This is a genomic window from Flagellimonas sp. S3867 (assembly GCF_014698935.1).
In the GTDB taxonomy this organism is placed as follows: domain Bacteria; phylum Bacteroidota; class Bacteroidia; order Flavobacteriales; family Flavobacteriaceae; genus Flagellimonas.
The window spans coordinates 139,678-164,541 of the sequence record NZ_JACVMN010000003.1 but is presented as its reverse complement, the minus strand read 5'-3'; the positions used below and the strand labels follow the sequence as shown (position 1 = coordinate 164,541).

General features: G+C 39.4%; 28 protein-coding genes. 14 read left to right on the top strand and 14 right to left on the bottom strand.

All coding sequences use genetic code 11. From position 1 onward, the window contains the following. Position 1 precedes the first annotated feature (1 nt). Genes ccoS through IAG46_RS14155 form a run of 3 tightly spaced genes read right to left on the bottom strand, consistent with a single transcriptional unit; the run spans position 2 to position 3,109 of the window. Complete coding sequence (gene ccoS / locus IAG46_RS14165; RefSeq protein ID WP_190811044.1) at positions 2-211, bottom strand: cbb3-type cytochrome oxidase assembly protein CcoS; 210 nt, start codon at positions 209-211, stop codon at positions 2-4. A 59-nt stretch (positions 212-270) separates the two neighbouring features. Further along, positions 271-732, bottom strand: a complete 462-nt coding sequence (locus IAG46_RS14160; RefSeq protein WP_223826718.1) for a hypothetical protein — start codon at positions 730-732, stop codon at positions 271-273. Positions 733-736: 4 nt separating this feature from the next. Next, positions 737-3,109, bottom strand: coding sequence for a heavy metal translocating P-type ATPase metal-binding domain-containing protein (locus IAG46_RS14155; protein ID WP_190811043.1), 2,373 nt, complete (start codon positions 3,107-3,109; stop codon positions 737-739). A gap of 120 nt (positions 3,110-3,229) precedes the next feature. Here IAG46_RS14155 and IAG46_RS14150 point away from each other — a divergent pair, with 120 nt between their 5' ends. From IAG46_RS14150 to IAG46_RS14135, 4 genes are all read left to right on the top strand, one after another. Further along, entirely contained in the window at positions 3,230-3,919 is a 690-nt protein-coding gene (locus IAG46_RS14150) for a Crp/Fnr family transcriptional regulator (RefSeq protein ID WP_190811042.1), read from the top strand. A gap of 84 nt (positions 3,920-4,003) precedes the next feature. Then, positions 4,004-4,906, top strand: a complete 903-nt coding sequence (locus IAG46_RS14145) for a universal stress protein (RefSeq protein WP_190811041.1) — start codon at positions 4,004-4,006, stop codon at positions 4,904-4,906. Between the two features lie 103 nt (positions 4,907-5,009). Further along, positions 5,010-5,945 (top strand): pyridoxal-phosphate dependent enzyme, encoded by a 936-nt coding sequence (locus IAG46_RS14140; protein WP_190811040.1) that lies wholly within the window; start codon positions 5,010-5,012, stop codon positions 5,943-5,945. Between the two features lie 57 nt (positions 5,946-6,002). Beyond that, positions 6,003-6,467, top strand: a complete 465-nt coding sequence (locus IAG46_RS14135; protein ID WP_190811039.1) for a nucleoside deaminase — start codon at positions 6,003-6,005, stop codon at positions 6,465-6,467. Between the two features lie 27 nt (positions 6,468-6,494). Here IAG46_RS14135 and IAG46_RS14130 read toward each other — a convergent pair whose 3' ends face one another. Beyond that, positions 6,495-7,598: a bestrophin family protein gene (locus tag IAG46_RS14130; RefSeq protein WP_190811038.1), complete on the bottom strand. Its 1,104-nt coding sequence runs from the start codon at positions 7,596-7,598 to the stop codon at positions 6,495-6,497. Between the two features lie 385 nt (positions 7,599-7,983). Between IAG46_RS14130 and IAG46_RS14125 the strand changes: the two genes are divergently transcribed. From IAG46_RS14125 to IAG46_RS14115, 3 genes are read left to right on the top strand one after another with little or no spacing between them, the layout of a single operon-like run. Beyond that, positions 7,984-8,793 (top strand): patatin-like phospholipase family protein, encoded by an 810-nt coding sequence (locus IAG46_RS14125; protein WP_190811037.1) that lies wholly within the window; start codon positions 7,984-7,986, stop codon positions 8,791-8,793. Between the two features lie 50 nt (positions 8,794-8,843). Further along, the gene (locus tag IAG46_RS14120) at positions 8,844-9,731 is read left to right on the top strand and encodes a J domain-containing protein (RefSeq protein ID WP_190811036.1); all 888 of its coding nucleotides are present in this window, start codon (positions 8,844-8,846) and stop codon (positions 9,729-9,731) included. A 7-nt stretch (positions 9,732-9,738) separates the two neighbouring features. After that, on the top strand, positions 9,739-10,035 hold the full coding sequence (locus tag IAG46_RS14115; protein WP_190811035.1) for a chaperone modulator CbpM: 297 nt from the start codon (positions 9,739-9,741) through the stop codon (positions 10,033-10,035). Here IAG46_RS14115 and IAG46_RS14110 read toward each other — a convergent pair. Both IAG46_RS14110 and IAG46_RS14105 read right to left on the bottom strand, forming a co-directional pair. Beyond that, on the bottom strand, positions 10,032-10,943 hold the full coding sequence (locus tag IAG46_RS14110; RefSeq protein ID WP_190811034.1) for a L,D-transpeptidase: 912 nt from the start codon (positions 10,941-10,943) through the stop codon (positions 10,032-10,034). The two genes, IAG46_RS14115 and IAG46_RS14110, sit on opposite strands and share 4 nt — an antisense overlap. Before the next feature lie 7 nt (positions 10,944-10,950). Further along, entirely contained in the window at positions 10,951-11,226 is a 276-nt protein-coding gene (locus IAG46_RS14105; protein ID WP_190811033.1) for a heavy-metal-associated domain-containing protein, read from the bottom strand. Between the two features lie 148 nt (positions 11,227-11,374). Between IAG46_RS14105 and IAG46_RS14100 the strand changes: the two genes are divergently transcribed. The 3 genes from IAG46_RS14100 to IAG46_RS14090 are packed head-to-tail and all read left to right on the top strand — an operon-like array spanning position 11,375 to position 13,911. Beyond that, positions 11,375-12,157, top strand: coding sequence for an ABC transporter permease (locus IAG46_RS14100; protein ID WP_190811415.1), 783 nt, complete (start codon positions 11,375-11,377; stop codon positions 12,155-12,157). Continuing rightward, positions 12,154-12,933 (top strand): ABC transporter ATP-binding protein, encoded by a 780-nt coding sequence (locus IAG46_RS14095; protein ID WP_190811032.1) that lies wholly within the window; start codon positions 12,154-12,156, stop codon positions 12,931-12,933. The genes IAG46_RS14100 and IAG46_RS14095 overlap by 4 nt, the downstream gene beginning before the upstream one ends. A 6-nt stretch (positions 12,934-12,939) precedes the next feature. After that, a complete protein-coding gene (locus tag IAG46_RS14090; RefSeq protein WP_190811031.1) occupies positions 12,940-13,911 on the top strand; it encodes an MlaD family protein in 972 nt (323 codons plus the stop codon). Between the two features lie 5 nt (positions 13,912-13,916). Here the strand turns inward: IAG46_RS14090 and IAG46_RS14085 are convergent, their stop codons facing one another. From IAG46_RS14085 to IAG46_RS14070, 4 genes are read right to left on the bottom strand one after another with little or no spacing between them, the layout of a single operon-like run. Beyond that, the gene (locus IAG46_RS14085; protein WP_190811030.1) at positions 13,917-14,591 is read right to left on the bottom strand and encodes an ABC transporter ATP-binding protein; all 675 of its coding nucleotides are present in this window, start codon (positions 14,589-14,591) and stop codon (positions 13,917-13,919) included. Positions 14,592-14,601: 10 nt separating this feature from the next. Next, positions 14,602-15,864: an FtsX-like permease family protein gene (locus IAG46_RS14080; RefSeq protein ID WP_190811029.1), complete on the bottom strand. Its 1,263-nt coding sequence runs from the start codon at positions 15,862-15,864 to the stop codon at positions 14,602-14,604. Next, entirely contained in the window at positions 15,861-16,952 is a 1,092-nt protein-coding gene (locus IAG46_RS14075) for an efflux RND transporter periplasmic adaptor subunit (RefSeq protein WP_190811028.1), read from the bottom strand. The genes IAG46_RS14080 and IAG46_RS14075 overlap by 4 nt, the downstream gene beginning before the upstream one ends. After that, complete coding sequence (locus tag IAG46_RS14070; RefSeq protein ID WP_190811027.1) at positions 16,953-18,044, bottom strand: site-2 protease family protein; 1,092 nt, start codon at positions 18,042-18,044, stop codon at positions 16,953-16,955. Between the two features lie 113 nt (positions 18,045-18,157). Between IAG46_RS14070 and IAG46_RS14065 the strand changes: the two genes are divergently transcribed. Beyond that, a complete protein-coding gene (locus IAG46_RS14065; protein WP_190811026.1) occupies positions 18,158-18,532 on the top strand; it encodes a hypothetical protein in 375 nt (124 codons plus the stop codon). Between the two features lie 98 nt (positions 18,533-18,630). Here the strand turns inward: IAG46_RS14065 and IAG46_RS14060 are convergent, their stop codons facing one another. The 3 genes from IAG46_RS14060 to IAG46_RS14050 all read right to left on the bottom strand — a co-directional run bounded on the left by IAG46_RS14060 (position 18,631) and on the right by IAG46_RS14050 (position 20,247). After that, positions 18,631-18,999 (bottom strand): GerW family sporulation protein, encoded by a 369-nt coding sequence (locus IAG46_RS14060; protein ID WP_190811025.1) that lies wholly within the window; start codon positions 18,997-18,999, stop codon positions 18,631-18,633. Between the two features lie 11 nt (positions 19,000-19,010). Further along, positions 19,011-19,526, bottom strand: a complete 516-nt coding sequence (locus tag IAG46_RS14055; protein WP_190811024.1) for a hypothetical protein — start codon at positions 19,524-19,526, stop codon at positions 19,011-19,013. An 88-nt stretch (positions 19,527-19,614) separates the two neighbouring features. Beyond that, entirely contained in the window at positions 19,615-20,247 is a 633-nt protein-coding gene (locus tag IAG46_RS14050) for a WG repeat-containing protein (RefSeq protein WP_190811023.1), read from the bottom strand. Positions 20,248-20,364: 117 nt separating this feature from the next. Between IAG46_RS14050 and IAG46_RS14045 the strand changes: the two genes are divergently transcribed. After that, positions 20,365-21,192, top strand: coding sequence for a universal stress protein (locus tag IAG46_RS14045; protein WP_190811022.1), 828 nt, complete (start codon positions 20,365-20,367; stop codon positions 21,190-21,192). 3 nt (positions 21,193-21,195) lie between these two features. Here the strand turns inward: IAG46_RS14045 and IAG46_RS14040 are convergent, their stop codons facing one another. Next, a complete protein-coding gene (locus IAG46_RS14040; protein WP_190811021.1) occupies positions 21,196-21,597 on the bottom strand; it encodes a hypothetical protein in 402 nt (133 codons plus the stop codon). A 260-nt stretch (positions 21,598-21,857) separates the two neighbouring features. Here IAG46_RS14040 and IAG46_RS14035 point away from each other — a divergent pair, with 260 nt between their 5' ends. Both IAG46_RS14035 and IAG46_RS14030 read left to right on the top strand, forming a co-directional pair. After that, entirely contained in the window at positions 21,858-23,756 is a 1,899-nt protein-coding gene (locus tag IAG46_RS14035; RefSeq protein WP_190811020.1) for a PAS domain-containing sensor histidine kinase, read from the top strand. Next, positions 23,753-24,802: a response regulator gene (locus IAG46_RS14030; protein ID WP_190811019.1), complete on the top strand. Its 1,050-nt coding sequence runs from the start codon at positions 23,753-23,755 to the stop codon at positions 24,800-24,802. Before IAG46_RS14035 ends, IAG46_RS14030 begins: the two co-directional genes overlap by 4 nt. Positions 24,803-24,864: the final 62 nt, after the last annotated feature.

The following is a 24,864-nucleotide window of genomic DNA, read 5'->3' as shown; positions in this document are numbered from 1 at the left end:
TTTATTGGTTTGTACTTTCAGTTTGTTTGATTTCTTGATTTTCCGGAATGTCCTCATCCAAATCGGGAAGTAGTTCATCTTCAAAAAGCATTCGTACGGAAGGGGTATAGGAGTCATCGTATTGTCCGTTTCTTACTGAAAGGACAAAGGCTGCAAAAAAAACAATCGCTACACTTATGCTGATTGCCAACAACACGTATATAACACTCATACCTAATCTAATCTGGGGGTAAAACTACTTTGATGGTTTCTTGTAAAAAATGACATATATCAGCTTTTGTCTTTAATTATGGATGTTGACATTGACTGCTTTTGCATCAGGGATAAAAGGGCAGCCACAATAATGAAATTCTTTCCTATATATTGTCCCAAAAGTGTCGGTACCAAAGGTGGCTCTTGAAATGATTCGTAAGGAAACAGCACTAAGGGCGCAAATGTCAAAGCCATATGGAACAATGCCACTATAATTGTCTGTTTTCTCCAGATATTGAGCAGCAAGCAAATACCAATCCCTACCTCCATAATTGCCAATAGGACAATGGAAAGTGAATCTGGTAAAAATCCAAAAGTTAGTTCATGGATTGTGTTTTTAGCCAATCCTTCGGCCGGACTCAAACTGGGGAAAAACTTAAGACTCCCAAACCACAAATACACAACTCCTATGCTAATGGCCAATAAATTGGGCCTTACTTTTTCTTTAATATTTTCAATCATTTTCATCGATATCGCCATAGTTTTAGTTTAGTTTTTTTCCGAGCAAATTTGTCATGAGGGTAGTGAACACCACAATGCTGATAGAACTCAAGGGCATTAAAATAGCTGCCACAACGGGTTGCAACTGCCCCGTTACCGCAAAGTAGAGTCCAACAAGATTGTAACACAGGGAAAGAATGAAGCTCATTTTTATGATTTTGACAGCCTTCTGTGAAAGACTGGCAAAGACCGGCAACTTGCTAAAGTTTGAAGCATCCAATATGGCATCACAGGCTGGCGAAAAAACATTGATGTCCTCAGAAATCGCAATTCCCACATCACTTTGGGCCAATGCGCCTGCATCGTTAAGACCGTCACCGACCATCATTACCTGGTTTGATTCTTGTAATCGAGCGATATATTCCAGCTTGTCCTTGGGTTTTTGATTAAACAACAATCTGGTTTTACCGGGCAGCAATTTTTGTAACCGTTTTTTCTCTCCATCATTATCCCCGGATAGAATTCCAATATCCATCGATTTCCCAAGTTCATGGAACAATTCTTCCACACTTTCGCGGTATTTGTTTTGGAATACAAATCGACCTTTAAAATCTTCATCGGAACTAACATAAACTGAAGTATTTGCATGGGTTGCATTGGTTTCCTTTCCAACATAGGCGGCCGAACCTACTTTAATACTATGTTCCTTACTTCTACCTTCGATACCCAAACCGGTCTGCTCCTGAAATTCATCCAAGGTTTCAATATCATTGGATTTTAAAATGTTATATAAAGACCTGCTTAATGGATGATTGGATGCTCGCAAGGTGGTCTTTAGTAAAGCCTTTTCCTCGTCCGTTAATGCTATTCCTTCGTAACTGACGACATCCTTATTTGATGTAGTTATCGTTCCTGTTTTGTCAAAAATTGCGGTATCGACTTTGGACAATCTTTCGATTACATTGGCATTTTTTAAATAAAATCCATGTTTTCCAAATATGCGAAGCATGTTCCCAAGTGTAAACGGAGCAGCAAGTGCTATGGCACAGGGGCAGGCGATTATCAAAACCGCTGTAAAAACGTTGAGCACCATATTGGGTTGATAGAACAACCAAAAAATGCTCGCCACTATGGCAATGGTCAATACGGCCATTGTAAAACGCTTGCCGATGCTATCGGTCAATGACTGAAAATCGGATACTTTGTCTTTCTGGAAAACAGAATTCCCCCATAATTCGGTCAAATAGCTTTGTGAAACTGATTTTAGCACCTCAACTTCAAGAACTCCTGAAAGTTGCTTGCCTCCAGCAAAAAGTTTATCTCCGGATTCCTTAAAAATGGCTTGGGATTCACCTGTTACAAAACTGTAATCGATTTCTGCGGCACCCTTGATCAAAATACAATCAACTGGAATAATTTCCTGGTTCCGTATCAGTAATCGGTCTCCGACCTTTATTTTATATACTTGTACACTTTCCTCTTTGCCATCAGTACCCAATCTGGTTACCGCAATTGGGAAATACGATTTGTAATCCCGTTCAAAGGAAAGGAAGGAATAGGTTTTTTGTTGAAAGAATTTCCCGAGCAAAAGAAAGAACACTAAACCGGTCAAACTATCGAAAAAACCCGAACCCAAATCAAAAATAATATCGGCTGTGCTTCGCAGAAACAAGGTCAATACCCCTAGTGCAATGGGTACATCAATATTTAAGAGTTTGGAACGTAATCCCTTAATTGCAGATAGGAAATAATCTTGGGCGGCATACAATACCACAGGAAGCGAAAAAGCAAACATCAACCAGCGAAATACCAGTTTATATTGGTTCAGCCAAAATTCCTCTACTTCAAAATATTCTGGAAATGAAAGCAACATTACGTTGCCGAAGGCAAAACCTGCCACGCCCAATTTATAAATTAGTGACCGATCCTTTGTTTGATCCTTTTTGTTGAATTCTTCCAGGGAAATGTAGGGTTCATAGCCAATGCTCCCCAAAAGCATTACCAATGCCTTCAATGAAAAATCCGCAACATCATAAGTAACCCGTATGGTCTTTTTTGGAAAATCGACTTGGGAATTTTTAATGGAAGGGTGTAATCGGTTCAAATTTTCCAATACCCAGATGCATGAGCTGCAGTGTATATTCGGAATGCTCAGGTTCACCACCTGTACACCTTCCTCATCGAACTCTACAAGCTGATCAACAATTTCTTCATTCTCGAGAAAGTCATATTTTTTTGGAACTGCATTGGGGGTCATACCCGCCCTAGCCTCCAAATCGTAGAATTTGGACAGTCCGTTGGAGGTGAATATTTCGTACACCGTTTTGCAACCATTGCAGCAGAAATCCTTTTCATCAAAAGAAATCTTGGTCTTACTACATTGGTCACCACAATGGTAACATATCATGTTTGCCATGTACATTTGCTTTACCTGATGCAAATTTGACTAGCATTTTGGTGAAAAAACATGACATTTATCAGTTCCTATTTATGCTGTTAGGTCTAATTTTGCCGTATTCGGGTAAATTAAAGTGTTATGGAGAGCAGATGCGAAAATTGTATCATTAGGCAGTTCAACTCCCTTAGGGCCATGAGCAAAGAGGAGTTAAATAAAGTATCGGACACCAAAACCACCAAAAAAATCAAAAAGGGACAACCTCTTTTTCAGGAAGGTGATAAATTAAACGGTGTTTATTGTGTTCGTAATGGAGTTTCCAAACTCTCTAAATTGAGCTCCAATGGAAAAGACCAGATTGTAAAATTGGCCACCAAAGGTGAGGTCATAGGTCAACGCTCTGTAATTGCTGAAGAATCTACCAATCTATCCGCAATTGCCATTAACGATATGGAGGTTTGCTTTATTCCGAAAGAAACTATTGTTCATACATTACAGAAAAATCCAAACTTTACCCTGGAAGTATTGCGTCATATGGCGCATGACCTTAAGGAGGCGGATGATGTAATCGTCAATATTTCACAAAAAACCGTAAAGCAACGCATTGCCGAGGCATTCTTATATCTTAAAAACAATTTTGGTGAGGATGAGGAAGGCTTCTTGGCTCTCACCTTATCACGAGAAGATATTTCCAATGTGGTAGGAACAGCAACCGAATCTGCCATCCGAATCATCTCCGACTTCAAGAAAAAAGGATTGATACATACCTCTGGCAAAAGAATAGGTATCAAAGAGGAACGCAAACTTGCCGAATTGGTCGAGGGCTTCTAAACCCGATTATTCCAAAAGCTGACATTTGTCATAGTATTCCCTTGCGCATCGATTTACTTTTATTCCATCTTTATTAGAAAAGGAATGCAAAAGATTTTAATACCTACGGATTTTTCAGAGAACTCTTGGAACGCAATTGACTACGCCATGCAATTGTTCCGAAAAAAAAGCTGCACCTTTTATTTGCTCAACACGTATACCCCTGTCATTCCCAGTAGTCGTTTTATGGCAAAAATGATAGATGGCATAAGGGTGGTGGATGCTGTTAGAAATGCTTCTGAGGAAGGGTTAAAAAAAACAGTTGACCGCGTTAAGCGTAAATACCGTAATACAAACCATAAGTTCAAGACCATTTCATCTTTTAATTTATTGGTAGATGAGGTAACAGATATTGTGGACTCCGAAGGCATTCAATTAATTGTTACTGGAACCAAGGGGGCGTCGGGCATTGATGAAGTTTTTATGGGTAGTAATACCGTCCGAATTATCAAGAGTTCCAAAAAGTGTCCAGTTTTGGCCATCCCACAACATTTTGCATTTGTAACACCTTCAGAAATTGCATTTGCAACGGACTTTAACCGATTCTATACCTCATCCGAGCTCTATCCATTATTGGAACTGGCAAATATGTTCCAGGCAACTATTCGTATAGTACATGTTCAATATGGCATCAAGGCATTATCGGAACTTCAACAATTCAACCTAAATATGCTGAGACGTTATCTGGAAGGCACCGAACATTATGTGCACACCGTTTCAGAGCTCAATTCTGTTTCCCAAACCTTGGAAATATTCTCTCAGGAGTTAGACATACACCTATTGGCACTCTTGAACTATCAGCACAGTTATATGGAAAAAATGACTCGTGAACCTGTGGTAAAACGTACCGCATTCCATACGCAAATACCGTTGTTGGTCATCCCTGAATTGGGAATGGAGGGCGTATCAAACGACTGGGAGGAAGAAGAAAACACGGTATCCAATTAACTTTATATTCGCATAGGGTTTATTTATGGTGAATTAAAACAGAATCTTCACATCATCCTTATATTTATGTATTGTTTTAGCTTGAACAACGCATAAAAACCCAATGGAGAAGCAACAACTTATCGAATGCCATCAGCGCATAAAACCGTTTATTCACAATACTCCAATACTTACTTCAAGACTTATTAATGAACGTATAGGCGCCCAAGTGTTTTTTAAATGTGAGAACTTTCAAAAAATGGGCGCATTTAAAATGCGGGGAGCCACAAATGCCATCATGCAATTATCCGATGCGCAACGACAAAATGGGGTGGTTACCCATTCTTCCGGAAATTTTGCTCAAGCACTTTCCCTAGCTGCACAAAGTTTGGGGGTCAAAGCATTCATTGTAATGCCGAACAATGCCCCGCAGGTTAAAAAAAATGCTGTAAAAGGATATGGAGGTATCATAACCGAATGCGAACCCAATTTGACCGCAAGGGAAAATGCCACTAAAGAAATTGAACAGCGGGAAGGAGCAACCTTCATCCATCCTTCTAATGATGATGAAGTTATTTTAGGACAAGGAACGGCGTGCAAGGAATTGTTGGAACAATATCCCGATTTAGATGTTGTATGTACTCCCGTAGGCGGGGGTGGACTGATTGCAGGAACTGCCTTGGCAGTCAATTACTTTGGCAAAGAATGTAAAACCATTGGTGGAGAACCTTTTGAAGTTGACGATGCTTATCGTTCGTTGCAAAGTGGAACTATTGAAACCAATGCTGCCACAAATACCATTGCCGATGGACTTCGGACCCAATTGGGTGATCGAAATTTTCCCATTATCCAAAAATATGTCGCTGAAATTATTCGAGTAACGGAAGAGGAAATCGTAGATGCCATGCGATTAATTTGGGAGCATTTAAAAATTATATGTGAACCTTCAAGTGCAGTTGCCTTAGCTGCTCTGATACGAAACAAGGAAACCTTCCAAAGGAAAAAAGTGGGTGTAATAATATCTGGTGGGAATGTAGATTTAGGTAACCTTCCCTTTTAAAGCTTGTTTGGGCAACTCAAATTATGACGTAAAATTTCGATTTCAACAAAAAGAAATATGATAGATGATAAAAAACTGGTCCGCTTGGCCATAGAAATAGCCAAAATATCCAAAAACAATGGGAATCTCCCCTTCGGATGTGTTTTGGTAAATGCAGAAGGTGAGGTTATCCTAAAAGGAGAAAATACCATTAACACTGATAATGATTGCTTGGCCCATGCGGAAATCAATTTAATACGCGAGGCCAGTAAAAAATTTGATTTTGTCCATTTAAACAGCTGCTCCATTTACACTAGTGATGAACCATGTCCCATGTGTACCTCCGCCATTTATTGGAGTGGTATTGGAAGACTTGTTTACGGACTGAGCAAATCTGAGTACTACAAAATTGTTGGACGTGATGACCCTAATTGGGTCTTTGAAATGCCCACAAGGGAGTTGCTGCAAAAAGGCGGTAGAAAATTAGAAGTAGTTGGTCCAATATTGGAAAATGAAGCAGCCATCCTGCATGCAATGGATTAGCTCCAAAAACCACAATACTTAACTACATTACATCACAATATCGTTTTGCCATTTGTAAGGTTCTGGTATATCATCATCATCGATCAATTGGCGGATATCGATTTCTATTCCCCTACTTAAATCCGTTATAGGCACATCGTTGGGTCCTCCTTCAAAAGGATTTTCGGTGTTCTCCCCTATGGCCTCCATAGTATGAAAAACCCACGAGACCAGTGCACTAAATGGAATCGAAAACCAAACAAAGTGCTTTCCAATAAAAAGCTGTAGGTTTTGGGTAAACTCAAAATACGCTGGGTTGGTCTCAAGATGTTCAATCACCCGATTACCAATAACCTCAAATCCCTCCATTATGCCAAATGGGACAAGCAAAATGAATATCCAAACAAAAACATAGTTCAAGGTCGCAAACTGACGTGGGTACGGAAAATTCTTTATTCGCTCGCTTTTACCTTGCAGCGTGTAAAACTCGGTTAGCATGGACATCATTTCCATGTGTCGGAAATCTTCAATAAGTCCATCGTTCATCAGTTCGCCCAATCGCCTGGATTGAATACCCAATAATTGTGAAGCTTGATTTCCCTTAGCAAAAACCTCGTCTATTTCGTGTTTTGGTATATATGGGGAAATTGCTTCTTCAATGGGTATGGTATCTTCGCAAACTGTGTATTGGGTAGCCCGAAACTCGCTATTCGATTTTGAATTTTTCAAATGCATTTCCCAAGGCTTGTCTTTCCGCATTTGATAACGCAGTGCTGTCAACCAAGCAACATGGCGATGCACTAGTTCTCGCTTCACCTCTTGCAATCCTTCATCGCTCTTATTGTTCTTTGCATGTTCGTTGGTGATAAAATCTTTGACCATGATAGTCCACGAACGCGAGGCATTTACAATACCGCCCCATATTTTACGTGCCTCCCAAAGCCTATCGTAAGATGCATTGTTCTTAAAACTGACAATAAATGCAACCGCGGTGCCCAATACCCCAAGAGGTAGCCATGGTACGTGTAACCATTTCCAACGAAGTATGTCGAATAAAAAAACGGGCACAGTGGCCATCAACAGGAATAGAAAAATATGTCTTCGTGTCCATCGGATTACTCCCTTTATCGGGAATATTCGTCTTGTGTACATAGGCTAAATAGTCTAGTTGGTTTCCATACAAAATAGGGAATTTCATCTATTCAACCATATTTAACATTGGCAAATAAAAAAAGTTTCCTCTACCCACAAACATATGGTCTCTAATCAGACATAGAAAATCGCCATAAAAAATCAAAATTGACACTAGAAACATAGTTTATTTCAAAGAAATTGAACCATCACTTATATTGCAATTTGATCTGCAAAATGAAGTGCTCCGTTCACAATGCCAGCTAATTATTTTATACGTGACATATATCATTTCCTTCCTTCTTTTTACGGACTAGATTTGAAAGAACTCTAAGACCAATGTTGTTTCTGCAAATAATGCAGTTGGTCTTCAATCCACATTGATTCATACTTTTTGATGATCCAAATGAAAACAAAGAACATTGGATTGGTTTTATCTGGAGGAGGACACAGGGGTGTCGCACATGCAGGTGGCATAAAAGCTTTGGAAGAGTTTGGTATTTATCCCAACATCATATCAGGAGCTAGTGCAGGCGCTCTTGTTGGTGCATTATATGCTGCCAACTATTCCCCGGAAGCCATTAAAGAAATCTTTAAAAAAATAAAACTGTTCAATATCTCAAGACTTGCAAGAAAAAAAGCAGGTTTTATCAATGTGGAAACCTTTTATGATTTTTTACTCGACTATTTCAAAACGGATAATTTTGAAGCGCTCTCCAAAAAAATGTACGTCACGGCAACTGATCTTGTAAACGCCAAGGTCAACGTTTTTGACAAAGACAATCTCATATATCCCATTTTGGCTTCCGCCTCCTTTCCTGGAATACTGACTCCGGTGAGTATAAAGGGCACATTATATTCTGATGGTGGTATACTGGATAATTTTCCTGTTGACCCCATTATAGATCAGTGTGATGTAATATATGGAATCTACGCAAGCCCCATCCGAAAAATGGCTGCTGAAGAATTTAAACATTCATACAATGTATTGGATAGGGCTTTTCATCTAAGAATACATCAACATTCCATAACCAAATTTAAACTATGCGATTTGGTGATTTACCCTAAAGATCTGAGCAAATATGGATTGTTCAATACCGACCATATCGATGAAGTTTTTGAAATAGGATATCAAGAAACCATAAAAGAGTTGAAGAAAAAATTTGGAACTCGCGAATACTCAAAAAATGAATACGCATCACCTCAACTCCCATAGGTTTTTATGTCTAATTCAGTTATAATCATGCTCAATACAAAAGTCAGTCAATGGAATTCATAGATTATTATGCAGTTTTGGGCCTTAAAAAAAATGCCCCGGCAGCAGACATAAAAAAAGCGTACAGAAAGATGGCCCGAAAGTACCATCCCGATGTAAACCCAAATGATGCTGAGGCGGAACGCAAATTCAAACAGGTGAATGAGGCCAATGAAGTACTTAGCGATTCTGAAAAAAGAAAAAAATATGATAAGTACGGTAAGGATTGGCAACATGCCGAGGAATTTGAAAAAGCGCGTAAAACTAGATCAACTGGTGATAGATTTGGTGGCTACACTTATTCAAGCGGAACTTCTGACGATTTTTCCGATTTTTTTGAGTCCATGTTTGGTGGAGGATTTCGAGGTCAAGGAAGGCCGACCCAGTTTAGGGGTCAGGATTATAATGCTGAACTCCAACTTGACCTGATGGCAGCGTATACTACCCATAAACAAACATTGACCATAAATGGCAAGAATATTAGGATCACAATCCCAGCTGGAATAGAGGACGGTCAAACTATTAAAATCAACGGTCATGGAGGCCCTGGAATGAACGGTGGGCCCAATGGAGATTTATACATCACTTTTTCCATAAGCAACAAAACTGCATTCAAACGCGAAGGCGCCAATTTGTACAAAACCATTGAAGTACCATTGACAACAGCCATTCTTGGTGGAAAAATAACCATCGAAACACTCTCTGGTAAAGTAAAACTGACCGTGAAACCAGAAACCCAGAATGGAGCAAAAGTAAAATTAAAGGGTAAAGGTTTTCCCAAATACAAACAAGAGGGGCAATACGGAGATCTCTTTATTACCTATCAGGTAAAAATACCATCAAAATTGACCATGGAACAAAAGCAACTGTTTGAGGAGCTTAAACAAACCAACTTATGATAGAGCCATGAAAGAATCAATCCATATTTCAATAATCGAATTCTGCAAATACAATTATATAAAAAAATCCTTTGTTCAGGATTTGGCGGACAACCATTTGATTAAATTATTGTACATCGAAAAACAGCCGCACATTCATTGCGAAGAACTACCCAAACTCGAAAAAATGGTACGCTTGCATCAAGATTTGAATGTCAATCTGGAAGGAATAGATGTAATACAGCAATTATTGCAAAAAATGTCACAACTACAAGATGAAGTATTGATGTTGCGCAGAAAATTGGACAGATTTGACGAATTCTAGGGAATATCTCCATACCCATAAATGTCTTCAAGTATAACTTCCACTCCGTTTTCATCTTTACCTTTTAGTTCATAACGAATGTGAATCGGGGTATTCAACGGGGTATAGTAGTAAATAGTCCAAGCATCGGCCTCTTTTGTGCCAATACAGCCATTGGAATATGCCTTGCCCAAAGTCTTCGGGTTTGTGGTGGGATGTATCATTTGACCATTACAAATGCCACTGATCTCCGTTTCTGTCCATGGGATTTGAGGCATTGAAGTAGTCTTCTCATCATCCCGTTTGGTTACATAGAATCGCTTGCCATTCACAGGATTATAGAAATGGGGATTGCGATGATGTTCCGCAATAATACCTTTTCCAGTGATTGTTCGTAAATCAGTGACCCTATCACCCTGAGCCAGATACCTTTTGGCATTTCTACCCACTCGGATTGGAAAGGTATAAATGAGTGTTGAATCTTGGTAAATACGCAGCTTATATTCAGGAATGTTCACATCAACATAAGTGTTTCGGAAATCATTCAATAGCCTATTTGCAACCAGTGAATCTGGAATCTTCAAGCTCGCTCCCTTCGGGAGCACTATCATATTCTTTTGATCATACACAAAGGAATCTTTGGCCATCAATCTATAATAATCGGTATTTTCGAGCGTATCAATGATCCATGGATTGGCACGCACCAAAAGATGCTCTGTAAGTGGAAAGGGTGTAATGGAATCATGTGCAACCACCAAAGAATCCATATAGGCAAAATAGTTCTTTATTTGAATATCCTCTAGGATTGGCACCTGCACTTCTGACACCGACTCGGATTTGGTACCATAGGTTCTTGGGTCCAGTATCTTATGACATCCCAAGACAAAGGAAACGAAAGACACAAAACAAAGAACATAAAAGTGTCTCATGACAAACTTAATTTTCTTTACTCAATCGACCAATCGCGCAGCTTACATACGACTTAGCCTGACTCATCCTTGGATTGTTTTCCCCTAGCAAAGGATAACCGAGCTTGGAAAGTTCTTTCTTCACAGCCTCTAAATCTTCATTGCCCCCATAACCAAACGAGACCTCATCCGTATCCATATTAACAAAAACATCGTCGATATTCTTTAAGGAACTTATTTTTTTATCTATGGTATTTGCACAACCTCCGCATTTTAAATTCTGAATTTTCACTGTTGTCTTCATAACATATCAAATTGATGCAACGCCAAATTAACCCAGTTTCCATCCCCATAAAATGATAAGTGTCATTGATGTTCGTGATAATTGTCATTTCAGTAGGTTACATCCTAAGGTATATTTGATAATGTCCCCTATTTTCAAGGATGCAGGTATGACCATTACAGTTCAAATAAGAAACAATATCATTGATTTTCTGAGACAGGTCGGCGACCTTTCCTACTTCGCTGGTCGTTTCTTTAAGGAAGTTTTTAAACCTCCATTTGAATTTAATGAGCTATTGCGCCAATGTTACAATGTTGGCAATAGGTCTACCCCATTGGTCGGGATTACGGGTTTTATCATTGGCTTGGTATTGACCTTACAGACAAGACCTACCATGCAAGAGTTTGGTGCTGTCTCATGGATGCCCCATATGGTGGGTATTTCAATCGTCAGAGAGGTAGGGCCTGTGGTCATTGCACTCATCTGTGCAGGGCGTATTGCCTCCGGAATGGGTGCCGAATTGGGTTCCATGCGCGTCACCGAACAAATTGATGCCATGGAGGTTTCCGGAACCAATCCTTTCAAGTTTCTAGTGGTAACCAGGGTGGTAGCCACAACGCTTATGGTACCTCTCCTTGTGGTTTTCGGGGATATGTTGGCCCTTTATGGCTCTTCGCTGGTAGAATATTTTAAAGGTGATGTATCATTCCAATTGTATTTTAATGAAGTATTTAATTCTTTACAATATGGCGATTTGATCCCGGCAACCATTAAGTCCTTCTTTTTCGGTTTTGCCATCGGTTTGGTAGGATGTTATAAGGGTTATTATTGCAAAAAAGGTACTGTCGGAGTGGGTAAGGCGGCAAATACAGCAGTGGTAATGGCCTCCATGCTTATTTTTATCTTGGATTTCATTGCGGTTTTCATATCAGATATTTTTTATGAATTATGAAGGAGGAAACAGAAATAATCGATAAAGATTCCTTGGTTGCCAACCGTGAAGTTGTAATCGACATCAAAGAGCTCCGAAAGAGCTTTGGGGACAATCATGTGCTCAACGGTTTCAATATGACACTTCATAAGGGAGAAAACCTTGTAATTATGGGCAAATCCGGTTCCGGTAAATCTGTTATGATCAAGTGCCTTATCGGTTTAATGTCCCCAGATAGTGGAAGCGTGAATGTTATGGGAAAAGACCTGATAAAACTGGACCGTACCGCTCTGGACGAGCTTAGAACGGATGTTGGCTTTTTGTTTCAAGGAAGTGCCCTGTACGATTCAATGACCGTTCGCGAAAATCTGGAATTTCCCTTGCGTAGGCATAAAGACAAATTTGACGGAGCGTTGAATGCTGAAAAAAGGGTCATAGAGGCATTGGAAAACGTTGGACTGGCCCATGCCGTCGATCTAATGCCCAGTGAGCTTTCCGGAGGAATGAAAAGAAGGGTTGCCTTGGCCAGGACACTAATTATGCAACCCAAAATTATTCTTTATGATGAACCCACGAGCGGACTCGACCCAATAACATCAAAAGAGATTATTGAGCTTATGCTCCACATTCAAGAGCAGTATAAAACATCCTCTCTGATCATTACCCATGATGTGGATTGTGCACGGGTAATTTCGGACCGGATGATTTTATTGGTAGATGGCATAAACTATGCCGAAGGAACATTTAAGGAACTCTCAAAGGTGACCGACCCAAAGGTGCGGGCCTTTTTTAAATGACACATTATGGCAAGGACAAACACGCAAAAAACAAGGCTTGGATTTTTTGTGGTACTCGGAACCGCTTTGATAATCATTGCTTCTTACCTGATCGGTAATAACCAAAGCCTTTTTAGCAAGACTTTTACCATTACCACAGTTTTTAACAACGTAAATGGGCTTCAGTTGGGTAATAATGTAAGGTATTCAGGAATCATTGTCGGTACGGTCAAAGGCATTGAAATGGAAAATGACAGTACCATAAGGGTACGGATGTCCATCGAAGAAAAAATGCACAAGCACATTAAAAAAGATGCCATTGCCACCATAGGTTCAGATGGATTGGTCGGGAGTATGATCGTAAACATCATTCCAGGCAAAGGGGCAAGCGAAATTGTATATAGTGGTGAGGAAATAGATTCCTACAGCCGCATTGGTGCGGAAGATATGTTGAGCACATTAAATGTTACCAACCAAAATGCCGCCTTACTCACCGCTGATTTGCTCAAGGTCACCCAATCTTTGAAAAATGGGGAAGGTACTTTGGGAAAACTGCTGAATGATACCCTAATGGCCAAAAATCTGCAGGAAATCGTAGTTAATTTAAAACACACCAGCAGTAAGGCCAATTCGGCGATGAAGGAACTCAATTCCATTATAAAAGCCATTGATTTAGAAGAAAGTGTTGCAGGAGTTTTGCTAAATGATTCAATTATGGGCCAAAAAATGAGAAAGACCATTCAAAATATGGAAACCTCAAGTGTTGCCATAGACACCCTTTTACAGAATCTCAATGGAATGGTCAATGAGATGAAGGAAGGCAAGGGCGCTGTAAATTTATTGGTTAAAGACACCTTGCTGGCCAACCAATTACAGCGCACAATGGACAATATTGAACAAGGCACAGAACGCTTCAATGAAAACATGGAGGCCTTAAAACACAATTTTTTGACCCGTAGATATTTCAAAAGACAGGAGAAAGAGCGTAAACAGGAGTAAACAACTTAGCTGATGACCCTGCCATCCTCCATCTGTATTATTCTATCCGTTCGCTCGGCAAAGTCCACATCATGGGTTACTACCAATAAAGAAAGTCCTTGCTCCTCTTTCAATTTTTTGAATATTTGGAACACATTTTCAGAATTATAACTATCCAAATTCCCCGTGGGTTCATCCCCCATTAATATGGATGGATCATTGATCAATGCCCTGGCAATTGCTACACGTTGTTTTTCCCCTCCCGAGATTCTTGAGGCTCTTTTATTTACCAAATGACCAATGTTCAGCATATTCAATTTTTCCATGGCATTATGTTCAATTTCCGCATCGGTCTTTTCCGCTAGTTTTTTGGCGGGCAACATTACATTTTCCAGTACGCTGAACTCGGATAGTAGATAATGGAATTGAAACACAAACCCTATATACTTATTACGGATTCTTGAAAGTTCTGTCTGGGGCTTTCCGGTCACGAGGTCATCATTTAAGTATAATTTTCCTTCATAATCGGTGTCCATGGTAGACAGAATGTACAACAGCGTTGACTTCCCACAACCTGATTTGCCCATTATAGATGCAAATTCACCCTTTTTCACCTCAAAACCTATGTCTTTGAGCACATGGAACAATACAGGTTTCTTGAAATGTTTGTTGATATTTTCTGTTTTTAAAACTAGTCCCATCCGCTATAATTTAAGTCCCTCTAATTATTCGGACCGGGTCTATTTTTCTGGCCTTGTTTGATGGGAGATAACCGGCAACAAACGTGGACAGCATCGCAAAGGTGATTCCTATTACATAAAACCAGGGATTATAATTTATGGGGTAGGTGGTTATGGTTGGAAGGGCCTCAGTTTCAAAAGCAACATTATCTATCAGCCTTGAAAGACCAAAACCAATGGCCAAACCACTTAATCCTCCGATTACCCCGATCAAAACGGCTTGACTCATAAAAATCAGCTGTACATCCAATCCGGAAAATCCCGTGGCTTTCAAAATCGCGATGTCCTTCATTTTTTCATAAATCAGCATGTTCAGAATATTATAGATTCCAAATCCTGCCACAATTAAAAGTGTAATGGAAACCGAGTAGGTAATCAGGTTTCGTATGGTGGTTCCGGTCTCAAACTGGGCATTGGCTTCCTTAATATCGGTGGCCTTCACCTTAAATTGTTGCTCCAATTGCCCTGCCATGGGAACGGCCAAATCTATATTAAACAGTTTAATATTAATATCTGTGATGTAATTTTCCGCTTCTCCCAAAATGCGTTGAACCGTTTTAAGCTTTGCAAAGCTTTGGATATTATCGATATCCGATATGCCACTTTGGTAGATGCCTACAATCTTTAAGGGAAAAACATCTCCTTTGGCAGTGCTGATTTGAATTCTATCTCCCACATCCAAAGACATTTTTTTGGCTACTCCGGCACCCAATAAAATTCCATTTTCTGTATTTTGAAGGGCCTCCGGTGACCCTTTAACAATATAATCGTTCATATTATACAGCCGAACCTCTTCCATCACATCAATTCCCGCAAGATTACCGCCCAATTCAATAGAACCCGACAGATAAAAAATCTGGGTGCGAATCTGTGGGGTTGCTCCTCTAATGGATTTATCCTTACGCAAATGACTCAAAATAGGTAAGGCATTGTGAATCTTTGTCTGACTCTGTTTTGGTTTGACAGAATGGACGACATTGAGTGCATTGGCGTACTCTTCAAAAAAGGCGATGGGTTGTTTTTCTGAAGGTTCAATCTCATTATATAAATGAATATCAGGGGTTTGATTAAGGATAAGGTCATCCAACATTTTGTTGAGTCCTGTCATAAAGCTCACCAAGGTAATATAGGCACCTATACCGAAGGTAACTCCCAAGGATGCGGTTACCGTGGACTTCATTTTGGTAACTAAATGGGTTTTGGCAATGCCCAATATCACCTTCCAATTGATCATCTTTCTGGTTTTAATATTTGGGTCTCGGCATCCAATCCTGAAATGATTTCAACTTGGTCCAAACTTTCGAGGCCAATGGTAACATCAATTGCTCCATTTTCTGTCAAAACTTGGTTTCCATCCATTAAATAGTCTTTCGGAATCACCAAGACTTCCGATTTTTCTGCAATGATAATATTCGCTTCCCCGGCAAGACCTGGGTACAACACCTTTGGTGGATCCAAAAAGGTAGCCTCAATGGTAAAGGTTTGGGAACGTTCATCCTTTCGGGGATAAATCTTGTTTACCTTGGCCTCAAATGCTTTTGAATTATAGGCATCAAGTGAGATAATCACTCGCTGTCTTAGTTGAACCTTCACAATATCTTTCTCATCAACTAACATTTCTATTACAAATTCGTCGCTCCGCCCCACCGAAGCCAATGGCTCCATCGTGGTCACAATCTCACCAGGATTTTTGAACAGTGCATATACCTTTCCATGTATTTTACTGGTCACTGTGAAGTCCTCCGTTGCAATTTGCGAAGTTCTATAGGTGTTCTCAGCTTGTTGAAGTTGGGTAGAGAGTTCTTTTTTTGTCCTTTCATATTTACTCTTCAATACCTGCAGATTGTTTTTTGAAAGCTCAAATGCTAGTTTCTTATTATCGTAGTCAGCTTTGGAGCCAATCTTTTTGCTCCACAGATTTTGCTGTCTAAAAAAGTTGATGGAATCGTTGGTGAACTTCAAAACCGAAGCATCAATCTCATCTTCTATACTTTTGAGAATAGCCGCAGAGCCGTTGTAGTTTTCTCTGGCAAGTTCGTAGGCCAATCTGGCATTTTCGGAGCTCAACTTTGGGGTATTGTTAATGATTTGAAGAATAGGTTGTCCTTTTTTTACCGAATCGCCTTCTTCTACCAGGTTTTTGTCCAAAATTCCGGCTACAATCGCATATGCCTGGTAAAGACTATCGGGTTGAATGGTCACAGAGGCGTATACCGATTCCGTAATCTTGGTTTTTTGTGGAAAGATTTTACCGTCATCCTTACCGCATCCCCAAAAACACAGAGCTACTATAGTAAGAACAAAGTGGTTAACATTTTTCATCTATTCTGCAGATAAAGTGGTTTGCAACAGTATAAATTCACCGATGTTGGTTCTATCTATGGCGCCGACCAATGTCTTATTTTTGGTCACCGCCAAAAGATCATTATTTACCTTGGCCAGTTTTTCGAATGCACCCATGATTTCGGTAGAGGACTCAACCTGTTGGACTTCTTTTTTCATAATCTCGCTTACCAATCGCTGGGGTTCTTTGGCATGCTTTAATACAGCCCTATGATCCACGGTTCCCAGAATTTCATTCTGGTCAGCAACCAAAAAGTGTTTTTCGGTCCCTTTCAATAAAATAGTAATCACCTCTTCCACCGTTGTTGATGGAGACAATATGGTAATATCGGTAAGCATAGCTTCTTCAACCAGATGCCCTTTGAGCAAGGCTCCCTGTTTTACCATCTGGTTTTCGCCATAAGCTCCAAAGAAAATGAACAGCGCAATCAGAATCAAAAAAGGATTCAACATCAACCCAAGTACAAAAAAGAGAACTGCTAATATTTGCCCAAGGCCCGCCGCAACTTCTGTTGCTTTTACACGACCAAATCTGAAGGTCAACAATGCCCTAAACACCCTACCGCCATCCATAGGAAAAGCTGGAATCATATTGAAGACCACCAGCATTACATTGGCAACAAAAAGAAAGAAAAGAAAAGTTTGGATATCAGGTGCATTTACGAGCTTATCCAAAGCCTCTACGTCCAACCCCAAATAACTTTGCAAGGGAATGAAAAGCAATAAAATCAGGGCAATCAGAACATTTACAGCTGGACCCGCCACAGCCACCAATAATTCTTGTTCAGGTTTTTCTGGAATTTTTTCCAATGAAGCTACACCGCCTATGGGCAATAGTGTGATTTGCTTTGTTTTTATTCCAAACCTTTTGGCTGTAAGGGCATGACCAAGTTCGTGTAGAACCACACAAAAAAATAGCACAATCACCAAGGCCATATTCATAAGGATAGTGGTTGTACTACCTCCTCTTTGCACTTCTAAAAAGGCTACCCACAGTAATAGAAGGGTAAAAGTCCAATGGACCTCTATTCCGATGCCTGATACCTTGCCCAATTTAAGTACACCTTTCATTTTTGAAGTTTCAGTGAAATTAGGCACATCCAACAATAATGGAAATGACAAAAATCATAACCCATGGCACATTGGAATATTACTTTTGATATAGCTTGTAAATTGGAAAATGTATGGAAACTTCAATGTTATTAGCCAAATTTTGGGGCTTTTACCTGATTGTCTTTTTTTTGGTGCTGGTCTTTAATCCAAAACGCATCCGTGACATTTTTGGCTATTTAGAAGACCCAAAATTTCTATTAATAACGGCCTTTGTGGCCATTATAATGGGAATTCTGAATGTTCTGGTCCATAATATTTGGACAAATGATTGGAGATTATTGATAACCTTGATCGGTTGGGTTTCCTTATTCACTGGTATTGCGCTTTTTACTTTTCCAGTGAAATCATCAGAATGGCTACAGTTCAAAAACGTTACGTTTTTTCAAGTTCTGTACGTGTTAATGCTGTTTTTGGGTGCTTTTCTTTTAAGCAAAGGTTTCGCATAAACCTTATATGATGCCAGTCTCCAAAGTCGTAATAAAAAAGAGGAGGCAAACGCCTCCCCTTCTTACATCTCCAGAAAGAGTAGTTAAAAAAATGGAATCTAAGCCGTTTCCTTTTCTTTACCTCTATTCTCGGCCAGTTTTGTAACCATTTCTGGAACTTTTTCAAGAGCGGCCGCAAGACCGTGTGCTTTTCCAGCTTCCACAAAGGAAATTTCTTCTCCTTTGGTCACTAAAAATCCAATAGGCTCAATGCCTACACCAGCTCCGGCTCCCATACCTTCACCTTTTTTTCCTTTTGCTTCAGTTCCTTCTCCTCCTCCGGAGCCAAATCCCATACCAACCTTAATGACTGGCACACATTTAAACTGTCCTAGTTCAAATTGTTCTCCGATTACAGTATCGGTTTTTGCTTCAGATTTGATAAAATCTGTAATCTGTTTCAGTAATTCTTCAAAATGTAATTCCATGACTTTAATTTTTAAGTGTTAACAAATACTTTGATTATGTTTATGGGCCTATTACTTGCCATCAGGACCAATCTGTTATTTCCCTGAAAATTTATATTGAACCCTCCCGCGTGGTAATCCAAAAAATTGAATATGGGATATAATTTGGCATTCAATACAAAATCACCTGTATCCATGTTCAGATCAAACCTTTTAAGTTTAAAAGACCTCAACAAGGCCAAAATCTTTTTGGGACTTATTTTACGTCTCTTAGTTGGCCTTTTTTCTCCAACTTTTTCCTTTTTGGGTCGATGACTTTTTCGTAAAGGATAAAAATCAAAATTCATGAATGCTACCCGAAGTTTTATCTTAAGAACTTCCAATTTGTCCGGTTCAAAACTTACCTTGGCCAAACCTTTCAATTTTATAAAATAGGTGTGGTTTTTGGTATCCATGAACAGCACCAATGGTGCAAACAAAAGGTAGATTCCAAAAAGAACAAGCAATGTTAAAAGGAGTATCCACCACATCATCAAAGCTTTTCGCAAAGTACGTTGTCATGGTGCACATGCTCAATGACCTAGGTCACTTGTAACTAACAATTTTCCATGAAATATGATTTATGGGGTCGAGATTTTAAAGAACTATTTTTCGAATCTCCCACCCTTTTCCTTCGATGAATATGGCAACCATATCATTTGAAAGAAACTTGGCACGCAACGCAGGTATTTTATATCGTTTTTTGGTCATTTGTATATTATAGCGCCTGTCAAAAAACTCAATGATCTTTCCTTTGGAATCGATTAAGACATCATGAAACTTAAATTCAAAAATCTTTAGATTAAACTCATTATTACCTCTAAAAACTTTGTCAAAATATACGCCTGTAGCGTATCCATCCTTGAAGGCCGACACATTTAGAAATTTATAATCCACTATCAATTCGCCATTGGTGTTTATGAACCCATACAACGGAATTTCATCTTCCATTTTTTGTACTGGGCACATCCCATTTTCAAAGGAAGGATATGGGGTTTCCAAAATTTCTTGCTCACCAGGCTTCATATCCTTGTTCCAAACCAGATCATCTCTAAAATCAATAGCGAGTTCGCCCTTTTTGTTGATAAACCCCCATTGGTTGCCTTTCCTGACTGCCGCCAGTCCTTCTTTATATGCTGTAATTTCGTCTATGCCTTCCAACTTTTCTTGGGCGGTCAAAGAGGGATGCAAAAGAAACAACATCCCTAAAAATATTCCTATAGTTTTCATAATGGTAATCTTTATCTGCTTCAAGGTATGGTGCTGAAAATCAATAAAAAATGACGCATATCATCTCTGTTGAAGCTGAACCAACCTAAATTTGAAGAAAGTCATAAATCCCAAACCATGAAAAAGATTTTGGTCCCAGTTGATTTTTCCGAACACTCCGAATATGCGTTGGAAGTGGCTTCCCAAATTGCTAGGGAAAAACATATGGTTATCTGTGTTCTGCATATGATCGGTCTTTCCGAATCCGTTCTTTCCAAAAATGAAGCAGAAGAATATAAAGAGGCTCAGTATTATATGAAATTGGCCAAAAAACGATTTAAGCCTTTCTTGGACAAGGAATATTTAAAGGGATTAAAGCTGCTGCAACTGGTTCAGAATTACAAGATTTTTAGTGAAATCAATGCAATTGTCAAAGAACTTAATATTGATTTGGTGGTCATGGGGTCACATGGGGTAAGTCGTGCAAGGGATACTTTTGTAGGATCTAATACCGAAAAAGTGGTTCGCACCTGTGAAGTTCCTGTGCTAGTTATTAAACAACCTAGGCATGAGTTTCAACTCAAAACACTGGTTTTTGCCTGGGATTTTAAGGATGAAATAGTTCAGACCTTTAGCAAAGTGAAAGAATTTGCCCAATTTTTTGATGCACAAGTGTACCCTGTCTTTGTAAATACCCCGACGGTCAATTTTTTAAGCAGCACCTCCCTTGAGGAAAAACTCAACCATTATAGAGTGCAGGAGAATATTCAAGAGGAAGTACGCATTTTTAATGACATTTCCGTAGAAAAAGGAATCTTGAACTATGCCAAAGAGATCGGTGCCGATGCGGTAGCCATTCCAACCCATGGAAGAAAAGGAATCGCTCATTTTTTGAAAGGCAGTATAGGAGAGTCAATCGCCAATCAGGCCAAAATACCTGTGGTAACCTTCAAAATAGACACCTAAATTTTACTGAAAAAGCAAGTGCAGGTTGGCCAAAGCAATAAGTTCAGCCTTATTTTTTCCATAAACCGTATTCGCAATGGCATGTGCCGTATCCAAAACAAGCACCTTGATATAGGAATTGAATTTCTCCTTATTTTCCGTATAAAATGCCTTGAATTCATTAAAACCGGCCTCCGAATTTGCTTCAAACTCCAATAACCTATCAAAAACGGCCTCAATTTGAAATGCAGCATCTTTTCCATATTCATCTTCGATGGTATCCACATCCAACCAATACTTTCTGATGAAGGTTTTCAGTTTATCAATTTCCTCCGCACGAATACTCTTATCTGCCATGGCAACATAATAGAATAGCTTTCCAAGATTCTGGTAAAACTCATTGCCAATGATTTGTGACTGCCTCATTTTTCCATCTTTTTAAAAACACTCTCCCAAATGTAAGTTCCCCAATTGGTTCTGAACATGACCATTATCAATTTTAGATTCCATTTCATCAAAATATCATACCGCTCTTCTTGTTGAGTTTTTGTATTTTTAGACTGAGCAAATGCGGTCTATTTCCTAACGGACTGACCGTTAAACAATCCTAGTCTACCTTTTTATTTCTCGACACTCAATTTCGAAGTTTAAGTCGTGAAAATGTGGTTTGTCCAAAAGAAAAGAACATGGAAGTTTTTGAAAGAAACGGTGATATGTTTAACCTCCTTTCCGAAGGGGTGTCGGAGGGTATCGTTGTAGTCAACGAAAAACAACAGATCGTGGCCGTTAACTCGGCTACCAACGAAATATTTGGATATGATGAAGATGAACTTATTGGCAAATCCCTGAACACCTTAATTCCAATCAAATACCACCATGCCCACGGAGGCCATTTTAAAGGCTTCATGAAACAGGGCAAAAAGCGAAAAATGGCCGAAGGTCGGGAGCTTTACGGTTTGCGGAAAACTGGTGAGGAATTTTCCATTGAAGCAGGGCTCAATCCATTCAATATTCATGGCGCTACCTATATCATGGCTTTGATTATGGATGTTTCAGCAAGAAAGGCCATTGAAAAGGATTTAAACCTAAGGAGCAAAGCACTAAGCTCGGCGATCAACGGAATTACAATTACAGATGTCCAACAAAAAGACAATCCCGTAATCTACATCAATGCCGCTTTTGAAAAACTGACCGGATACCCGAAAGAAGATATCATAAACAGGAACCTTAGGTTCTTGCAAGGAAAAGACGTTGACCAAGAAGGGGTCAAACAACTGCACAATGCGGTAAAAGAGGGTAAAAGTTGTGAAGTTGAAATTCGGAATTACAAAAAAGATGGCACTTTATGGTGGAACAAAACTTCCATTACCCCAATAAAGGATTCTAATGGAAACGTCACCCACTTTGTTGGTATTCAGAATGATGTTACCGATCGTATTGAAGCTGAAAAAGAGCGAAACCACTGGAACAAGATTTTTGAGGAATCCCTCAATGAAATCTACATCATTGACACAAAGACCTTAAAATTTATCAGGGCCAATCAAGGAGCCCAAAAAAACTTGGGGTATAGTTTGGAAGAACTGAAACAATTTACCCCGTTGGATATTAAACCTGAATATGACAAGGACTCCTTCAATGAACTTATTTCTCCCTTACAATTGGAAAGAGAAGAGAAAATCACCTTCGAAACGGTCCATTTGCGTAAGGATGGGAGCACATATCCTGTAGAGGTACATCTGCAACGCTCATTTATTGGGCGTCAAAAAGTTTTGATCTCCATAATACTGGATATTACCGACAGAAAGGACTATACCGAAAAATTGGAACGAACTGTTGCCGAACGCACCCAACAACTTCGTCAGGCATTGGAAAAAGAGAAAGAGCTTAACGAACTGAAGACCCGTTTTCTGTCTTTGGTCTCGCACGAATTTAAAACGCCTTTGAGCAGTATTCTCACTTCCACTACCCTATTATCAAAATATACCGAATCCGAACAGCAACAGAAAAGGAACAAACATATTACCACCATAAGAAACAAGGTAAAGCAATTGGATGCCATACTCAACGACTTTTTGTCCATTGAACGACTTGAAACAGGCAAGGTAAAATACAATTTAGAGCAATTCGCATTGAGCAAGGTGGTCAATCAGGTAATCTATGATGCCAATCTATTGCTGAAGTCAGGTCAAAAAATCAACTATCCAGAAGATATTGATGATGTGATCATCACATTTGATGAAAAAATCTTTGAATTGATTTTATCAAACCTAATACATAATGCCATCAAGTACTCCCCTGAAAACACCACAATAGATATTGAAGTCCTCAAAAATAATGACAGTTTGCAGCTAATGATCAAAGACCAAGGGATTGGTATTCCAGAAACAGAACAAAAGTTTATCTTTAATAGATATTTCAGGGCCAACAACGCTTTGCTCAACCAGGGCACCGGTATTGGGTTGAATATTGTAAAACAACACCTTGAAAACTTAGAAGGTAACATTTCGTTTACAAGTCAAGAAAATTGTGGAAGTACTTTTATTGTTGAAATCCCCACAAATATTGAAGAACCAAAAGACAGATGAAAACAGTATTATTGATTGAGGATGATTTAGCGCTAAGAGAAAATACCGCTGAGCTGTTGGAACTCAGTGATTATGAAGTTTGTACAGCTCCAAACGGTAAAATTGGCATTCAAATGGCCAAAGAAAAAATGCCGGATATAGTGGTTTGTGATATTATGATGCCGGAAGTGGATGGATATGGTGTACTGGAAGAACTTTCGTCTGATGAGACCACAAAACATATCCCTTTTATTTTTCTATCCGCCAAAACGGAGCACAAAGAAATTAGGAAAGGGATGGATATGGGGGCCGACGACTACCTGACCAAGCCCTTTGAAGAAGAAGACTTGATCAGTGCCATTGAAAGTAGATTGGCCAAAGCAGAAATTCTTCAAAACATGATGTCCAGCGCCTCTGGCGGAAAGAACAATGGGGGAGAAATGCGCTCGTTGAACGAATTGAAGAATTTTTTTGACGACAATGGTGAAATTCTTGAGTATGATAAAAGCGATGCTGTTTACAAAGAAGGTGAGCATTCCAATAAAATCTTTTTAATCCTGAAGGGTGTGGTAAAATGCCATAAAATGGACGAAGATGGAAAGGAATTGATTACTTCATTGCATCGGGCTGATGATTTTTTGGGGTTTACCTCATTTATGGACAATGTACCTTATCTGGAATCGGCAACCGCAGTAGAACCAACGGAACTAGCAGCCATTTCCAAAACCGAACTGATGAATGTGTTGGAAAAGAATCATAATGTTTCATTGGAACTTATGGAACTGTTATCTGAAAATATTACGGATTTCAAAGATCAGCTCCTTCAAATGGCCTATAGCTCCGTACGAAAAAAAACTGCGCAGACGCTGCTTCAATTTGCCGAAATTCTAAATCGAAAAGTTGAGGAACCTATTAAAATATCACGAAGTGATCTGGCCAGCGTTGCGGGCATTGCCACCGAAAGTTTGATCAGAACACTCTCCGGATTCAAAAAAGAAGGACTCATCGATATTGAAGGTAGGAATATTCGTATTCTTCAACTGAAGCAACTGCAATACGTCAATTAAAAAGTTGATTTTTCATGACATTTGTCATTACATCGATTTTTTTGCCGGGCTATTTTTGTAGC